This window comes from Streptomyces sp. NPDC020681, from assembly GCF_044334895.1.
Classification (GTDB): domain Bacteria; phylum Actinomycetota; class Actinomycetes; order Streptomycetales; family Streptomycetaceae; genus Streptomyces.
The window spans coordinates 738760-753855 of record NZ_JBIRTX010000002.1 but is presented as its reverse complement, the minus strand read 5'-3'; the positions used below and the strand labels follow the sequence as shown (position 1 = coordinate 753855).

The 15096-nt window shown below is 70.5% G+C and carries 15 protein-coding genes and 1 tRNA gene; 2 read left to right on the top strand and 14 right to left on the bottom strand.

The features are described 5' to 3' along the window. Nucleotides 1-106: 106 nt before the first annotated feature. Nucleotides 107-436 (top strand): TfoX/Sxy family protein, encoded by a 330-nt coding sequence (locus tag ACH4YL_RS07115; RefSeq protein ID WP_398505543.1) that lies wholly within the window; start codon nucleotides 107-109, stop codon nucleotides 434-436. 13 nt (nucleotides 437-449) lie between these two features. On the opposite strand, the gene ACH4YL_RS07110 is transcribed toward ACH4YL_RS07115, so the two are convergent. From ACH4YL_RS07110 to ACH4YL_RS07100, 3 genes are all read right to left on the bottom strand, one after another. Further along, nucleotides 450-1688, bottom strand: a complete 1239-nt coding sequence (locus ACH4YL_RS07110) for an RNA polymerase sigma factor (RefSeq protein WP_398505542.1) — start codon at nucleotides 1686-1688, stop codon at nucleotides 450-452. Then, nucleotides 1685-2101: a YciI family protein gene (locus tag ACH4YL_RS07105; protein ID WP_398505540.1), complete on the bottom strand. Its 417-nt coding sequence runs from the start codon at nucleotides 2099-2101 to the stop codon at nucleotides 1685-1687. The genes ACH4YL_RS07110 and ACH4YL_RS07105 overlap by 4 nt, the downstream gene beginning before the upstream one ends. 142 nt (nucleotides 2102-2243) lie before the next feature. Further along, a complete protein-coding gene (locus ACH4YL_RS07100; RefSeq protein ID WP_398505539.1) occupies nucleotides 2244-2450 on the bottom strand; it encodes a hypothetical protein in 207 nt (68 codons plus the stop codon). A gap of 203 nt (nucleotides 2451-2653) precedes the next feature. Here ACH4YL_RS07100 and ACH4YL_RS07095 point away from each other — a divergent pair, with 203 nt between their 5' ends. Further along, nucleotides 2654-3553: an N-acetylmuramoyl-L-alanine amidase gene (locus ACH4YL_RS07095; RefSeq protein WP_398505537.1), complete on the top strand. Its 900-nt coding sequence runs from the start codon at nucleotides 2654-2656 to the stop codon at nucleotides 3551-3553. 31 nt (nucleotides 3554-3584) lie between these two features. Here ACH4YL_RS07095 and ACH4YL_RS07090 read toward each other — a convergent pair whose 3' ends face one another. From ACH4YL_RS07090 to ACH4YL_RS07040, 11 genes are all read right to left on the bottom strand, one after another. Beyond that, nucleotides 3585-3791, bottom strand: coding sequence for a hypothetical protein (locus tag ACH4YL_RS07090; RefSeq protein WP_398505536.1), 207 nt, complete (start codon nucleotides 3789-3791; stop codon nucleotides 3585-3587). Further along, the gene (locus ACH4YL_RS07085; protein WP_398505534.1) at nucleotides 3788-4495 is read right to left on the bottom strand and encodes a sigma-70 family RNA polymerase sigma factor; all 708 of its coding nucleotides are present in this window, start codon (nucleotides 4493-4495) and stop codon (nucleotides 3788-3790) included. The genes ACH4YL_RS07090 and ACH4YL_RS07085 overlap by 4 nt, the downstream gene beginning before the upstream one ends. Nucleotides 4496-4532: 37 nt before the next feature. Further along, nucleotides 4533-4766, bottom strand: a complete 234-nt coding sequence (locus ACH4YL_RS07080; protein ID WP_398505532.1) for a hypothetical protein — start codon at nucleotides 4764-4766, stop codon at nucleotides 4533-4535. 211 nt (nucleotides 4767-4977) lie between these two features. Beyond that, nucleotides 4978-5050 (bottom strand) — tRNA-Lys (locus tag ACH4YL_RS07075). 100 nt (nucleotides 5051-5150) lie between these two features. After that, complete coding sequence (locus tag ACH4YL_RS07070; RefSeq protein WP_398505530.1) at nucleotides 5151-7361, bottom strand: FG-GAP-like repeat-containing protein; 2211 nt, start codon at nucleotides 7359-7361, stop codon at nucleotides 5151-5153. A 194-nt stretch (nucleotides 7362-7555) separates the two neighbouring features. After that, nucleotides 7556-10480 carry an FG-GAP-like repeat-containing protein gene (locus ACH4YL_RS07065; RefSeq protein ID WP_398505528.1) on the bottom strand — a complete coding sequence of 975 codons (2925 nt, stop codon included), beginning with the start codon at nucleotides 10478-10480 and terminating at the stop codon, nucleotides 7556-7558. A 269-nt stretch (nucleotides 10481-10749) separates the two neighbouring features. After that, a complete protein-coding gene (locus ACH4YL_RS07060) occupies nucleotides 10750-12864 on the bottom strand; it encodes a DEAD/DEAH box helicase (protein WP_398505526.1) in 2115 nt (704 codons plus the stop codon). 229 nt (nucleotides 12865-13093) lie between these two features. Next, nucleotides 13094-13657 carry a hypothetical protein gene (locus tag ACH4YL_RS07055; protein ID WP_398505524.1) on the bottom strand — a complete coding sequence of 188 codons (564 nt, stop codon included), beginning with the start codon at nucleotides 13655-13657 and terminating at the stop codon, nucleotides 13094-13096. Between the two features lie 114 nt (nucleotides 13658-13771). Continuing rightward, the gene (locus tag ACH4YL_RS07050; RefSeq protein ID WP_398505523.1) at nucleotides 13772-14134 is read right to left on the bottom strand and encodes a fluoride efflux transporter FluC; all 363 of its coding nucleotides are present in this window, start codon (nucleotides 14132-14134) and stop codon (nucleotides 13772-13774) included. Further along, complete coding sequence (crcB, locus tag ACH4YL_RS07045) at nucleotides 14131-14640, bottom strand: fluoride efflux transporter CrcB (protein ID WP_398505521.1); 510 nt, start codon at nucleotides 14638-14640, stop codon at nucleotides 14131-14133. The genes ACH4YL_RS07050 and crcB overlap by 4 nt, the downstream gene beginning before the upstream one ends. After that, the gene (locus ACH4YL_RS07040; protein WP_398505520.1) at nucleotides 14637-14987 is read right to left on the bottom strand and encodes a metallopeptidase family protein; all 351 of its coding nucleotides are present in this window, start codon (nucleotides 14985-14987) and stop codon (nucleotides 14637-14639) included. The genes crcB and ACH4YL_RS07040 overlap by 4 nt, the downstream gene beginning before the upstream one ends. Between the last annotated feature and the right edge of the window lie 109 nt (nucleotides 14988-15096).

The following is a 15096-nucleotide window of genomic DNA, read 5'->3' as shown; positions in this document are numbered from 1 at the left end:
CGTTGCGTAAAGGTCAAGCGGAAAACGGGCGGGCCGGGGCAGCGGGTCGCGGGACGGCCGCCGCGGACCGACACTGAGACCGTCCAGTCACACACTGGAGGCGGTCATGGCGTACGACGAAGGACTGGCTCAGCGCATCCGCGACCATCTGGACCGGCATCCCGGGATCACCGAGAAGCACATGTTCGGCGGCCTGTCGTTCCTGTACCACGGCAACATGGCGGTCGGCGTGATCGGCGACGAGATGATCGTCCGGGTCGGCCCGGAGGCGACGGACGCGGCCCTGGCCAGACCGGGCGCGCGGGTCTTCGACTTCACGAGCAGGCCGATGCGCGGCTGGATCACGGTCGGCGCCGGGGGCCTGGCGGACGACGGGGCGCTGTGCACATGGGTCGACGAGGGTCATGCGTTCGCGGCGAGTCTCCCCCCGAAGTAGCCCGGGCCAGGGCCTACGCCAGCCGTGCGGCCCGCGTCTGCAGATAGCGCGCCTCGGGAACGCTGAGCGTGCGCTGCGCCGCCTGCTGATACGCGGCCCGCGCGCCTTCCCTGTCGCCCGCCCTCTCCAGCAGATGCGCCCGTACGGCGTCGAGCCGGTGATGGCCCGCCAACTGGTCCTCCAGCTTGGCGACTTCGACGAGCCCGGCCTCCGGCCCGTGCACCATCGCCACGGCCACGGCCCTGCCGAGCTCCGCCATCGGCTCGGGAGCCAGCCGTACGAGCAGGTCGTACAGAGCAAGAATCTGCGGCCAGTCGGTGTCCTCGGCGACGTCCGCCTCGTCGTGCAGCGCCGCGATCGCCGCCTGCAACTGGTAGGCCCCGGCCGGGCCCTGCGACAACGCCTCCTCGACCAGCGCCGCGCCTTCGCGGATCGTCTCGCGGTCCCAGCGGGTGCGGTCCTGCTCGTCGAGCGGGATCAGTTCGCCGTGCGGGCCGGTGCGCGCGGCGCTGCGGGCGTCGGTGAGCAGCATCAGCGCCAGCAGCCCGGTCACGGCGCCGTCCCGCGGCAGCAGCCGGCGTACGGCACGGGTCAGCCGGATCGCCTCGCGGGCGAGATCGGATCGGTGCAGCGCGCTGCCGGAGGTGGCCGTATAGCCCTCGTTGAATATCAGGTACAGCACCTGCAGGACGACGGCGAGCCGCTGATCCCGGTCCGCCGGCCCGGGCTGCCGGAACGGCACGCCCTTGATCCTCTGCTTGGCGCGGCTGACCCGCTGCGCCATCGTCGCCTCGGGCACAAGATGGGCCCGGGCGATCTCGGCGGTGGTCAGACCGCCGACGGCGCGCAGCGTCAGCGCGATCTGCGCGGCCGGCGCGAGGTCGGGATGACAGCAGAGGAAGAGCAGGGTGAGCGTGTCGTCCTCGGAGGGCGCACGACTCTCGCCGGGCGGAGGAGCGGTGAAGGCGTCGCGCGGGGTGAGCGTCGCGGCCGTCTCCTCCCTCCTGCGCCGGGCTTCCTCGCTGCGCAGCAGGTCGGTCAGCCGCCGGGATGCGACCTTGATCAGCCAGCCGCGCGGATTGTCCGGAACGCCCTTCTCCGGCCACTGCTCGGCGGCGGCGAGCAGCGCCTCCTGTACGGAGTCCTCGGCCAGGTCGAAGTGTCCGTACCGGCGCACCAGCGCACCGAGGACCTGCGGCGCGTTCTTGCGCAGCAGGTCCTCGGTCTCCTCAGTCCCGGTCGTACGTCTCACACATCGCCTCCGCCGGCGTCCTGGATGGGCCGGATGACGACGGGGTAGTCGGTGACGCCCTCGGGAACCGGGCAGAGGGCGACCCGGGCGGCGATCTCCGTGACCCGCTCCAGGCTCGCGCAGTCGAGCACCCAGTAGCCGGCGAGCAGCTCCTTGGTCTCGCTGTAGGGCCCGTCCGTGATCACCGGCCGGCCGTCCTTGCCCGCGGCGACCAGCCGGGTCTGCGCGGGCTCGGTCAGCCCCTGCGCGTCCACGAGCTCACCGGACTCGGCGAGATCGTTGTTGACCGACTGCATGAAGGCGAACATGGCAGCCAGGTCCTTCTCGCTCCAAGCAGGGCTGTGGGCGTTGCCCTTGCCCGACATGGCCTCGTAGTCGGCCTGGGTGCCCTGAACCATCACCAGATACTTCATGACTTCGCTCCTTCGGATGCGCTGTCACCCTTGTGGGCAACTTTCACAGGGGACGTCGGAGCGGGCGACCGGTTCTCGACACCCCGCGGAAAAAACTTCCAAGATCTTTTCGGGGCCGTCCGGGAAGAAGGGTGGGTATCGCCTACTGAACGGAACCGAGGACCTGGGTCACGGGCGCCAGGGCGCCGGTGACCTGGCCCAGCTCGTTGAGCTTGTCGAGCTGGCTGAGGGAGTTGGGGGCCTGCGTCACGGGGCCGGTGCCGACCGCGGCGCTCGCACCTGGGGCGGCCAGAGCGGAGGCTCCGGCGGCGAGGGCGACGGCGGCGAGGATGCGCTGTGTCTTCGTCATGCCGGGGACAACGGCGGAGGCGATCGGTGGTCACGGGATCGCGCCAGGTACGACCCGTATGCAATACGCGGGGTCACCCCACCTGTTGAATCGCATGTTGGAACGGAACCCGGTGGGTATGACCATGGAAGGGACTTGAGAACCTCACGGAACCTCAGGGACCTTGGCGGCGGCCGGTTCACAAACCCACGTCTGGAGGACTTATGGCATCACCCATGTCCGCCGACCGATTACTGAAGGCGCTGCGGGACGAGGGCCTCGCCGTCGTCGAGGTCGGCAGCTGGCGTACGAACAACCGCAACCACAAAGGCCCTTGGGGCCCGGTGCACGGCGTGATGATCCACCACACGGTCACATCCGGCACCGCGAACACGGTGTCCCTCTGCTACAACGGCCACTCCGCGCTGCCCGGCCCGCTGTGCCACGGCGTCATCGACAAGGCTGGCAAGGTCCACCTCGTCGGCAACGGCCGCGCGAACCACGCGGGCCTCGGTGACGACGACGTACTGCGCGCGGTCGTCGCGGAGACGGCGCTTCCCGCGGACAACGAGGCCAACACGGACGGCAATCGCGCGTTCTACGGCTTCGAGTGCATCAACCTCGGCGACGGCAAGGACCCGTGGCCGGCGGCCCAACTGGAAGCAATCGAGAAGGCGTCCGCCGCGCTCTGCCGCGTACACGGCTGGTCGCAGCGCTCGGTGATCGGCCATCTCGAATGGCAACCGGGCAAGGTCGATCCGCGCGGCTTCACGATGTCATCGATGCGATCGCGAATCGGCGCGCGTCTCGCCGGACCCCCTGAGGAGGAAGACATGACCCCGGAGCAGGCGCGTCAGCTGAAGGAGCTGCACGAGCAGCGGCGGGTCGCGCCGTGGACGTACAAGGGCAAGACACAACCGACGCGTGACGCCTTCGACTTCCTGGTCGACACGGACACGACGGTGAAGGAGATCGCGAGCAGGGTCTCGGGCGCGAGCTCTGTGGAACTCACCGACGCTCAGGTGGCGGCGATAGCGGACAGGCTGGCGGAGCATCCGACGTTCGCGTCGAAGATCGCGGAACAGGTGGCGGAGAGGCTGGCGGCGGCTCGGGCGGAGGACTAGTCCCGGGGAGGTGTGGCCCGGCGCCGTGGCCCTAGCGCTGCTGCGGCGCCTGCCAGCCGCCGTGCTGCTGGCCCGTGTACGGCTGCTGGGCCGGCGGCGGGGGCACGTAAGGAGACTGCTGCGAGGCGGCGGCGCCCCGCGTCCGGTCCAGTACTCCGCAGGCAACCGCGCCGATCATCAACCCGATGCCGAGGTGGGAGCTGGCCTCGCGGATCTGCTGGAAGTTCTCTCTGGTCACAGCAGTTCCCGTTGACGTCTTTGCTCGCGCTGCCTGATCCGCCTGCGCACGTACTCAGCAGGAGCCGTCAGCAACCCACCGCCGATGACACCGGCAGCCTGGAACCCCTCCTTCGTTCCCGTCAATACGATCGCGCCCACGAGCAACACGCCGCCCAGCACGTACACAGCAAGGACCGCAATCAGCTCGGCGTGCAACTTCACCAGCCCGCGGGCGCGATGGGCCGACACCGTCCCCACCAGCACTCCCAGCCGGGCAGCCACCTCGGCACGGGGCAGCTGCTGTTCCACCGTCCCCTCCACCGCGCCCCGCTGCAGCGACGTCAGCCGATCCTTGGCAGCGGCGATCTCGGCCGCCGTCTCCTGCCGCAGCACTTCACGTTCGACCGGCGAGTCCCATTCCTGCTCAAGCGCGGTCGCGTACTCGTCCGCCGACTCGTCTGATGCATCGGTGACCGGGGAGGAGAGGTCGAACCTGTCGCCCTGGCAGGCAGCCCGGAGGATCAGATGCCGGGCCACCGTGTAGGCGTAGCGGTCTGCCCACAGGATGGGTTTCGTGGCGGTGTGCAGCTCAACCCAGGTGGCCTGGACGACATCGTCCGCGTCCAGCCGACCTGCCGGGACGTCGTGCCGCCGCAACTGCCGCTCGGCGTAACGGTGCAGCCGCGACTCCCAGACCGCCCAGTCACGGTCCAGTTCCTCCACCGTCAAACCGTCTCCCGGCTGGGCGCGGCCGTGTGCATCAGAGGTCATCGCCGGTCTCCGCCCCGATCGTCGCGCCACCTCGGACGCGGACGAACCACATCGTGCCGTCCTTCCGTCTCCCGCCCAGCTCAGCCCCTGCGGGCAGCCGGACCGCAGCGTTGGCCAGCCGAGCCCGCGCCCGCAGCACCCAGACCTCGGCCGCCGCCGCACCCAGGCGAGCCACCAGCGGCAGGCCCGCGCCCAGGAGCAGAAGGAGTAAGGGGTCAATCATCACGGGCGCCTCCCGATCGGACAGCCGCTTCCGGATGATGCGGCGTACGACGAGTACGGGCGTGATGGGTACCGGATCCGTTACACGGGAGCCCAATGCAATTCACAGGTGCGGCACTCATCAGGCATCGGCGCCACAACGACGAAGCGCCCCGCCCGGTCGGAACCGGGCGGGGCGCTCCACTGCAGGCGACACCCTGCTCTGCAACACGTAGGCCGTGTGGGACTCGAACCCACAACCAACGGATTAAAAGTCCGCTGCTCTGCCAATTGAGCTAACGGCCCTCGGCACAACACCCCCGAGCATAGCCGGACGGAACCGGTGAGCCGATCGGGTATCGGATCACCGGCCCGTCGCCGGTCGGAGAGCCGGAGGCGTCGCCGGTCAGGACAGCGACTTGTACATCTGCCAGCCGGGGCCGATCCTCACCCGGGCGGCGAAGGTGCCCGCGCCTGTGCCGTTGTAGCGCCAGAGCACACCGGCCGCGTCACGGGCGACCAGGTCCGCCTTGCCGTCGCCGGTGATGTCGCCGACGCCGGTCACCGAGTTGTAGATCTGCCAGCCGGAGCCGACCTTCACCCGGGCCTTCAGCGTGCCCTTGCCCGTGCCGTCGTACCGCCACAGCACACCGGCCGCGTCCCGGGCGAGCAGATCACCGACCTCGTCACCGTTCAGGTCACCCACACCCACGACCGTGTTGAAGATCTGCCAGCCGGGGCCGATCTTCACCCTGCCCTTCAGCTTGCCCACGCCATCGTCCGCGTACAGATACAGCTCACCGGCCGGTGTGCGCGCCAGCAGGTCGGCCCGCCCGTCGCCGGTCAGGTCGCCGGGCGAGGTCAGCGTGTTGTAGATGTTCCAGCCGGAGCCGATCACGAGCTTCGGGCCGCTCGGCGAGAACGCCTTGCCGCAGCTGCCGTCGTGCCGGGCCAGCACTCCGGACGAGTTCCGTACGAGGAGGTCGTTGCACTTGTCCCCGGACAGATCCCCGAGCGGGACGATCAGCGACGAGGACGGCCAGCCGGTCGCCGAGACACCGGTTGCGAGCCCGCCGGTGCCGGTCCCGGTACGCACGGCGAGCGTTCCGCCCGAAGTGAGGGCGAGCAGGTCGCCCCTGCCGTCGCCACTGAAGTCTCGCCACTTCGGCAGCGGCTTGGGGGCGACGGGTGCGGTGGTGGCGGCGCGGAGCTGGGTGGTGAAACTGCCGGTGGACTGCTGCCACACGGCGACGGGGCGGTTGTTGGCATCGGCGGTGATCTGGCCCAGGGCGTAGCCGTCGGTGTTGGTGCTCAGCGCCTGCGGCGCGGTCCAGGTGCCGTTCACCCGGGAGGCGGTCATCAACTTCCGCTGCTCATCGCCCTGCGTCCAGACGGCGTGCGCGGAACCGTCCGCGCCGATCGCCAGGTCGAACTGGTCGTCGGGCACATAGCCCGTGGACAGCGTCTTCACGGGAGACCAGGTGCCGGTGGCCGCGGACCGGGTCGCGGTACGGGCTCCGAATCCAGTGGCGTCGTTGTAGTCGACCCAGAGCAGGGTGACATCCCCCTCCGGGCCGACGGCGACCTCCGCCCCCCTGGAGACCCCGCCTTCACTGCCGCCGACCTGCTCCGGAGCCCCCCACGTCCCGCTGCCTACAGGCCGGTGCGCGGATGCCCAGCCGTAGCCGCCCCCGTTGAGGTGGTGCCACGTCCATACCAGCGTTGCCCCACCGTCCTGTCCGAGCGCCAGAGTCGCGGCTCCGGAACTGACCTCCGGGTCGGAGACCGTAACCGGCTCTGTCCAGCCTTCGCCGCCGGCAGCCCGTTCGACGACCTTCAGCAGGCCTCCATCAGGCCCGTACTGCGAGAAGGCCACCGTCGCGGTTCCCTCGCTCGAGTAGACGAGCTGCGGGTCAGAGTCGACCGACTCCGTCAGGCCGTCGTCCAGCCGGGTCGGCTCCGCCCAGGCTGCGTCCGGCGCCGTACGGACAGACGAATAGATCTCGGACGACTGTCCCGAGGAGTGCCGCCAGACGGCGACAAGTGTTCCGGACGGCGAACCGGCGAGCCCACCGCCCTGGATGTTGTCCGGCGAGGTCACGATGTCGGCCGGGGCGGACCACGTCGTGGCACCGGCCGCGAGCACGGACATCCGGAAGGTGGCCCCGGGCTTCTCGTCGTACGGAGCGACGTCGTTCGGGTACTCCACCCACGCGGCCATGACAGACCCGTCGGCGGCGGTGACGAGCTGAGCGTTGCCGCGCTCGTTCGGGGTGGTGGCCAGGATCTGCGGTGCGCCCCAGGCGGCACTGCCCGCCTGGCGCACCACGGCGACGAGTTCACGCTTGCTGTGGTCGGTCGGCTTACGGTTCCAGAGGGCGACGACGGCTCCGTTCTTGGCCGTTTTCACGTCGAGCATGTTCTGGATGGTCGTGCCGTCCGTCAGCGGGACGGAGGCCGACCAAGGGTCGATGGCGGCGGCGGTGACCACGGCAGAGGCCGGGGCCGCGAAGGCGGACGCGGCACCCGTCCCTACGATGCCGAGCCCGAGAACGGGCACGAGTGCGCCGAGAATCCGGCGGAGGGTGGGTCTGCGGAGGTGAACGCGCTGAGTCACGGTGTCTCCATGGCTGAGTGTGGGCGCATGGAGAGGACGCGGCATCGTTGTGCCGCGGTCGACGCCTAAGTCGTGTGCCCCCCCAGGGCAGTACTCCCCATGCGGGACGGGAGCCTAACAGCCCCAACGTCCCCCACAGACGCGAGTTTCCGCACCTTCCGCCGCAGGTGGAAGGTGCGGAAACCCCAACCGCTCTAGAACAGCCGGTAGCCCTGCCAACCGGCGCCGATCCGCACACTGCCCGCGAACGTCCCGGCACCCGTGCCGTTGTGCCGGTACAGGCCTCCGGCCGCGTCCCGCGCCACCAGATCCGCCTTGCCGTCACCCGTGATGTCGCCGACGCCCACAATCACGTTGTAGCCGCGGCCCCAGCCGGAGAAGAGCCGCACGCCCGCCTTGAACGTCCCGCTGCCGGTGCCGTCGTAGCGCCACAGCCCGCCGGTCGCGTCGTGTGCCAGCAGGTCGGGCCGGCCGTCGCCGGTGATGTCACCGACGCCGAGAACCTTCGTGTACGCCTTCCAGTTCGTGCCGATGCGCACCCGGGCCCCGAAGCCTCCGTCGCCCAGGCCCGAGTAGAAGTAGATGTCGCCGGTGGTCTTCTGACGGGCCACCAGGTCGGCGCGGCCGTCGCCGTTCATGTCGCCGGTCGACGTCAGGACGTCGTACTGGCCCCAGCCCGTGCCGACGCGTGTGAACGGTGTCTGGGCGTTCAACGGGTCGCCGCAGCCGGGCCGGTAGGTTCGCAGCTCGCCCGTGCCAAGACGGATCAGCACGTCGTTGCACCGGTCGCCGTTGACATCACCGAAGGGGACCGCCAGCGCGGAGGTGGACCAGCCGCTGCCGGTCGTCTTGCCGGAGAACGTCCCGGAACCGCCGTGGTGGAAGGTGAAGGCTCCGGTCCCGCTGAGGGTGAGCACATCACCGACGCCGTCCGGGAAGATGCCGACGTGGTCGTGGCGCGTCGGAGCGCCCTTCCGCAGGGCGACCGGCCCCGACGCGGTGAACGCCGGGCCCTGACCGTCGGCCGGCGCGGCAGACATTGCAAACGTGTAGCCACCGTTGGGCAGGTACCCGCCCGTGGCCTTGCGACCGTCCCAGTACGCCTCGATCACGCCCTTGGGCGCGGTGCCCGACAGAGTCCGTACGACCTTGCCGCTCGCGTCCCGCACGGTCACCTGCCAGCCCGACACCGGCTTGGACACCATCCAGCGCCCGCTCCAGCTCGCGCCGCCCACCGTCACCAGCGTGGACGCGGTGGCCTCGACGGCCGAGACCCGCTCGGTGGGAACACCACTCGGCGCGAGATGGATTCGCTTGTCCTCGGCCACATACGCGACCGGGCCGCCGAACTTGTCGACGGTCCAGGTGACACCCCGCTTGTTCACCGCGGTGCCGGGCAGGTCGCCGACGGTCCGGGGCGCGTCGGCCGTGCCGTCCTGGAAGGCGGTGAGCAGCAACTTGCTCGCCGTCTTGTCGTGGCGTACGAGATAGCCGTCGCCGATCAGCGCTTCGCCGGAGGGCACGGCGATGTTCTTGCGAGCCGTACGGTCCCACACGCCAGCCTGGCCGGTGGGCCCGCAGTTCCAGTAGATCCAACGACCCACCGCCTGAAGCTCCTTGGCGACGCACGGAGCACCGGTGGCGAGGGTCGACTTGGACCCGGTCTGCAGGTTCTCGGCCGTAAGCACCCCTGCGGTGGCCGAGGGCGCCCACAGGGTGTGGCCCCAGACGGAGGCTGCGGTGACGGGGCGGGTGCGGATGGGCTTGAGGTCGTAGTAGACGCCGAGGTCGCCGACGTACTGCGCTACGGGGTCGGTGCCATTGACGATGGCGTACCGACCGGTCGTGTCCAGGACGGTGACCTGCTGGGACGGGGTTCTGAAGTAACCCGCGTCGTCGTCATTGTCGAGCGAATCGATGGACATGCCGTCCGGGGTCCGGAAGATCCTCACGGCCCGGCCGTTGCCCGTCGACCACGGTCCGTTCGAAGGACCGTCGGAGAAGCTCGGCCAGGCAGGAGCACCGGGGACCAGCGCCGTACCCTGCGTCGTGATCGGCCGGGTGACATACCTGGGACCCGTGGAGCTGTCGACCTCGTCCGTGGCCAGCGTGCCGTTGGCCAGGGAGATGCGGCGGACCTGTGCCGCCTCGGGCGCGATGCCGACCAACTGACGCCACACGCCTGAGTCTTCGAACATCTGGTGTACGGCCCAGTGCGAGGCGTCCGGCCCGCCCGTCGCCAGCAGATGCCCATTCGGGTCCGTGACCAGTTCATTGTCGGCGCGCGCCAGCAGCGTCCTGACGGACTGGCCGCTCCGGGGAACGGCCACCAGCGGCAGACCGCGCAAAGAATAGGGATCGGTGGTTCCGGCGACAGCCTCGCGCGTCACGACCACCCAGTCACCGGCGATGGCGAGTGACGAGACCTTGCCCTCCTCCGCCGCCGGCATCGTGCGCGTCTCGGGCTCCGTCGCGGGGTCGTCGAGCGGGGCGATACGGATCGGCTGCCCGGTTGCGTACCAGGCCAGGCGGTCCTTCCCCACCGCGGCGATCACCTCGTCCACCTCGTCCACGGGCACCTCCGGTCCCGGGGTGAAGGTCCCGCGGTCGATGGAGAGCAGTCCGAGGCGAGGGCCGGTCGACGCGTCCACGTACCGGAAGACGACCGTGTGGGCGTCCGCGGCGAGAGGTTCCCGCCGGATCCGGGCGCCGAGCGGCGTCGCGATCTGCTGGACGAGGACCGATCCGTCGGCGTCGAACCGGTGCAGTCGCAGGTCCCCGATCTCCCCGCCGGAGCCTGATTCGCCGAAGGTGACGGCCGTCTGTCCGTACGTCCCGAGGTACGTGCCGGTGCCGAGCGGCAGTTGGCGGACCGTGCCGTCGGCCATCCCCCGCAGCTCGACGGCTCCCGACTGTGGGACAGCCACGGTGTCGGATCCCGCGCCCGCGTATCCCGGGTACCCCAGGATGCTGCTCAGGCCGGGGACCGCAGTGGTCGCCCCGTCGGAGTACCGGGTCCACAGGAAGCCCTGCGTCCCGTCCACCTGGCGGAGGTACCCCTGCGTGCCGGCGGAGATCAGCGAACTGCCGCGCGGTACATAGCGGTCGGCTTGGAACACGGTGTGTGCGGGCGTGGGCGGGGGATCCGCCGCCGCTGCCGCTGGACCGTTGGGTCCCAGTCCCGATGTCACACCGATGGCAACGACCATGGCGGCTCCGCGCGCGAGCGCACGACGATTCAACGAAGTCCCTCCCCAGAAACCCGAAAGCGCCGTGACCCCCCACGGACGTGCGCGGATCGTAACAGCAGCCCCACAACACAACAGGGCCCGTACGCCTCCGAAGAGTCGTACGGGCCCTGTCAGTCAGACCGTCAGGTCAAGCCACGTCAGCCGTTGCGCTTCCAGCGCGGCTTGTCGTCCCGGCGCCCGAAGGAGCCGGTGTTCGTGCCGGTGCCGGTCGTGCCACCGCGGTGGTCGTCGCGGCGGCCGTACGGGCGGTCCGACGAGCCGGAGCGGAAGCCGCCCGAGGGGCGGTCGTCGCGGCGGTCGCGGTTGAACGGGCGGTCGCTGCCACGGTGGCCGCCGGAGGGGCGGTCGTCGCGGCGGAAGCCGCCTCGGTCGTCACGGTCACGGTTGAAGGCGGGGCGGTCGTCACGACGGATGCCACCCGACGGGCGGTCGTCGCGGCGGAAGCCACCCGAGGGGCGGTCGTCGCGGCGGTCGAACGAACGGCCACCACGGTCGTCGCGACGGTCATCGCGGCGGAAGCCACCGGACGGACGGTCGTCGCGGCGGTCGAACGAACGGCCACCACGGTCGCCACCGCGGTCGTCGCGGCGGAAGCCACCCGACGGACGCTCGTCACGACGGTCGAACGAACGGCCACCACGGTCGCCACCGCGATCGTCGCGGCGGAAACCACCCGACGGACGCTCGTCACGACGGTCACGGCGGTCGAAGTTGCCCCGGTCGTCGCGGCGTTCCGACTGCTGCTCCGGTACCGAAGCCGCGGCCTCGGCAGCGACCTCCGCCTCGGCGACGGCCGTCACCTCGGCGATCGCCGTCTCCGGGTCGTCACCGCGCTCACGGGCCGCGCGCGCCACCAGGCGGTCGGCCTCCTCGCGGAGTTCGGCCGCGCGGCGCTGGATGCGCTCGAGCTGCTTGGTGAGGTCGGCGACCTCACGCTCCGCCTGCTTGGCGGCGTTGTTCGCGGAGTCGGCCTGGACCTCGGTGAGCGAACGCGCACCGGTGATCTCGGCGACCTCCGGGTCGAACGCGCCGGAGCCGCCGACGATGTGGCGCGAGGCGTCGACGCCCGCGTCCTCCATCAGGCGGAAGATCTGGCGGCGCTGGTGCGGCAGGGACAGCGAGACCACCACACCGGACTTGCCGGCGCGGGCGGTACGGCCCGAGCGGTGCAGGTAGTCCTTGTGGTCGCCGGCCGGGTCCACGTTCAGGACCAGGTCGATGCCGTCGACGTGGATGCCGCGGGCGGCGACGTCGGTCGCGACGAGCGCGTTGACGTAGCCCTTCTTGAAGTCTTCGAGGACGCGCGTACGGGCGCCCTGCGTCATGCCGCCGTGCAGTGCGTCGGCCTTGACGCCCGAGTCCTGAAGCTGCTCGGCGATCCGGTCCGCGCCCAGCTGGGTGCGGACGAAGATGATGGTGCGGCCCTTGCGGGCGGCGATCGCCGCGGTGACCGGGGCCTTGTCCTTCGGCTTCACGACGAGCACGTGGTGCGTCATCGTCGTGACGTTGCCCTGCGCGCTGTCGACCTCGTGGCTGACCGGGTTGGTCAGGTAGCGCTTGACCAGCGTGCTGATCTCGTTCTCCATCGTCGCGGAGAAGAGCATGCGCTGGCCGCCGGCCGGCACCTGGTCGAGCAGCTCGGTGACCTCGGGCAGGAAGCCCAGGTCGGACATCTGGTCGGCCTCGTCGAGGACGGCCACCTGGACGTTCTCGAGCGAGCAGGCGCCGCGGTTGATGATGTCGCGCAGTCGGCCCGGGGTGGCGACGAGGACGTCGACGCCGCGCTCGAGCGCGTAGATCTGGTTGCCCATGGACGTACCGCCGCAGACGACCTTCATCTTGAGGCCGAGTACGTCGCCGTACGGCTGCAGCGCGTCCGCGACCTGCATCGCGAGCTCACGGGTCGGAGTGAGGATGACCGCGCGGGGCTTCTTCTTCTCGGTGTGGCCGCCGGCCAGCGTGGCCAGGGTCGGCAGGCCGAAGGAAAGGGTCTTGCCGGAGCCGGTGCGGCCTCGGCCGAGGATGTCCTTGCCGGCCAGGGCGTCCGGGATGGTCGCGGCCTGGATCGGGAAGGGCGTCGTGACGCCGTTCTGCGCGAGCTTGCGGACGACGCCCTCGGGCAGACCGAGCTCCTCGAAGGTGATCTCGGGAGTCTCGGGGGCCTCGGGGGCGGTGGGCTCGACAGCCTCGGTGACGATCTCGATGGACTCGTTCTCGGGCATGACGGCGTGATCAGTACTGAAAGTGGACATGCGAAATGCGAAACCTTCCGGAGTCTCGGCACGCGCCCAAACTCCGTGATTTCGCAATTCGACCGCCTCTATGCGGTCAGCCACGGCTAGGGAGAGTACGCGCCACGCGGCGCTCTTCCTTTTCGGCGCCGGGCAATGGGATCAAACGATCTACCACCATACGCACCCTCCCCCAGTCAAGGCAAACCACATCGACGTGACGCCGGGCACATGGCGGCTGCATGACGTCTTACATGGGCCCCACCTGCGGTGATGCCGTCGGCTCCATAGCCATCCCCGGCTCCTGTCCCTGCCCGTCGGCCACCCTCATCGCCCCGGCGTGCACCTCCGGCGCCGACGACGCCGACGGCGGATCCGTCGGCTCGCTCGGCTGCGGCGACGGGTCCACCGGCGGTGGCTCGGAGAGTGAGGGCTGAGGCGACGAAGGCTGTACGGAAGGTGAGCTTCCGCCTCCCGTCGGCTCCGGGCCCTTCGGCGGCTGCGGCGGCTGTCCGCCCTTCGTCGGCGCCGCGGTCGGCGCGACCGAGCCGCTCGCGCTCGGCGACGCGGACGCGCCCTCGCCGTCCTTGCCGCCGGCCTTTCCCGTGCCGCTGTGCCCGCCGTCGGCGTGTCCTCCGCCGACGCCGTGCCCGCCGTCCGGTTCGGCCACCGCGCCTCGCCGGTTCGTGGACGTACTGGGCGCCGGCTTTCCGCCCTTGTCCTCGCTCACGCTCATACAGCCTGCCGAGGCTGCGACCGCCAGCGTGGCGACGATCGCGACAGCCAAACGGCCGGGGGCGGACAACTGGCGCACGGGCGGCACCTCCGGGGCACAGGACGCGGGTTTCACTGCCCAACTCCGTGCGCCCCACAAGGGACACGCCCCCGGGGCATACAAGAGCACCATGGGAACACCCCCCTGTACGCCCTAGCCGGCCAGTCCGCGCGCCAACTCCTCACCCAGGAACACCGATCCGAGCCCCACCAGCACGGACGCGGCCACATTCGCGGCCGCCAGGAAGCGCCGGCCGCGCTCGGCCAGCCGCAGTGTCTCGTAGGAGAAGGTCGAGTACGTCGTGAGCGCACCGCACAGCCCCGTACCGAGCAGCGCGTACGTCCCCGAGGACACCGTCGCTCCGGCGACCGCGCCCAGCACCATGCTCCCGGCCGCGTTGACCACAAAAGTCCCCCACGGGAACACCGAGTCGTGCCGCGCCTGGACCGCACGGTCCGTCAGATAGCGCAGTGGAGCGCCGAATGCCGCGCCCACCGCGACCAGCAGCCAGTTCACACAACCACCGACCTGCGAAGCACCGCCCGGGTCACCGAGGCGCCGAGCCACACCGCGCCGACGGCGCCGACGACCGTGCCGCCCGCGTACGCCAGCGCGAGGCCCGCCTCCTCGCGCTCCAGCAGATCGGTGAAGTCCAGTGCGTACGTGGAGAAGGTGGTGAACCCGCCGAGCACGCCGACTCCGAGGAACGGCCGCACCAGCGGATGCGCGCTCCGGCCGCCCTCGCTGACCAGTGCCATCAGCACGCCGATCAGCGCACAGCCCAGCACATTGACCGAGAAGGTCGCCCACGGAAAGGTGCCGTCGGCCGTGGGCCAGGCCCGCGAAGCGGCGTACCGCGACAGCGAACCGGCCACTCCGCCCGCCGAGATCGCGGCCAGCACCGGCCACTTGTGTCCGCCCGCTGTCTCGGCGCGCTGCGCGGGCACATGGAGATCGACATCAGGATCGATCGCCTCCGGAACCTCCGGGACCTCCAGCCCACCGGACGCCGGCCCGGTCACCCGTACCCCAGAGCGTGCAGCCGCTCGTCGTCGATCCCGAAGTGGTGCGCGATCTCGTGGACCACGGTGATCTCGGTCTCCTCGACCACGTCCTCGCGGGTCTCGCACATCCGCAGCGTGGGCCCCCGGTAGATGGTGATCCGGTCCGGCAGCACCCCGGCGTACCACTCACCGCGGTCGGTCAGCGGAGTCCCCTCGTAGAGCCCGAGCAGCTCGGGATCGTCGGCGGCCGGTTCGTCCTCCACGAACACCGCGACGTTGTCCATCAGCCGCGTCAGCTCGGGCGGGATCCTGTCCAGGGCCTCCGCGACCAGTTCCTCGAACTCCTCGCGCGTCATCTCCAGCACGTGGCCATTGTCACGTACGAGGTGCGGCGGGTCTCCCCGGAGGGCCCCCTGTGGACATCGGTCCTGCCCCACCCGCGGACGTCCGTTCGGCCCGCATGGCCGGCCGTCC

Coding starts and splice junctions, on each gene's coding strand:
- ACH4YL_RS07105 (WP_398505540.1), bottom strand. CDS start 2,101: ATGAAGTATCTGGTGATGGTTCAGGGCACCCAGGCCGACTACGAGGCC.
- ACH4YL_RS07080 (WP_398505532.1), bottom strand. CDS start 4,766: ATGATTGACCCCTTACTCCTTCTGCTCCTGGGCGCGGGCCTGCCGCTG.
- ACH4YL_RS07100 (WP_398505539.1), bottom strand. CDS start 2,450: ATGACGAAGACACAGCGCATCCTCGCCGCCGTCGCCCTCGCCGCCGGA.
- ACH4YL_RS07060 (WP_398505526.1), bottom strand. CDS start 12,864: ATGTCCACTTTCAGTACTGATCACGCCGTCATGCCCGAGAACGAGTCC.
- ACH4YL_RS07115 (WP_398505543.1), top strand. CDS start 107: ATGGCGTACGACGAAGGACTGGCTCAGCGCATCCGCGACCATCTGGAC.
- ACH4YL_RS07095 (WP_398505537.1), top strand. CDS start 2,654: ATGGCATCACCCATGTCCGCCGACCGATTACTGAAGGCGCTGCGGGAC.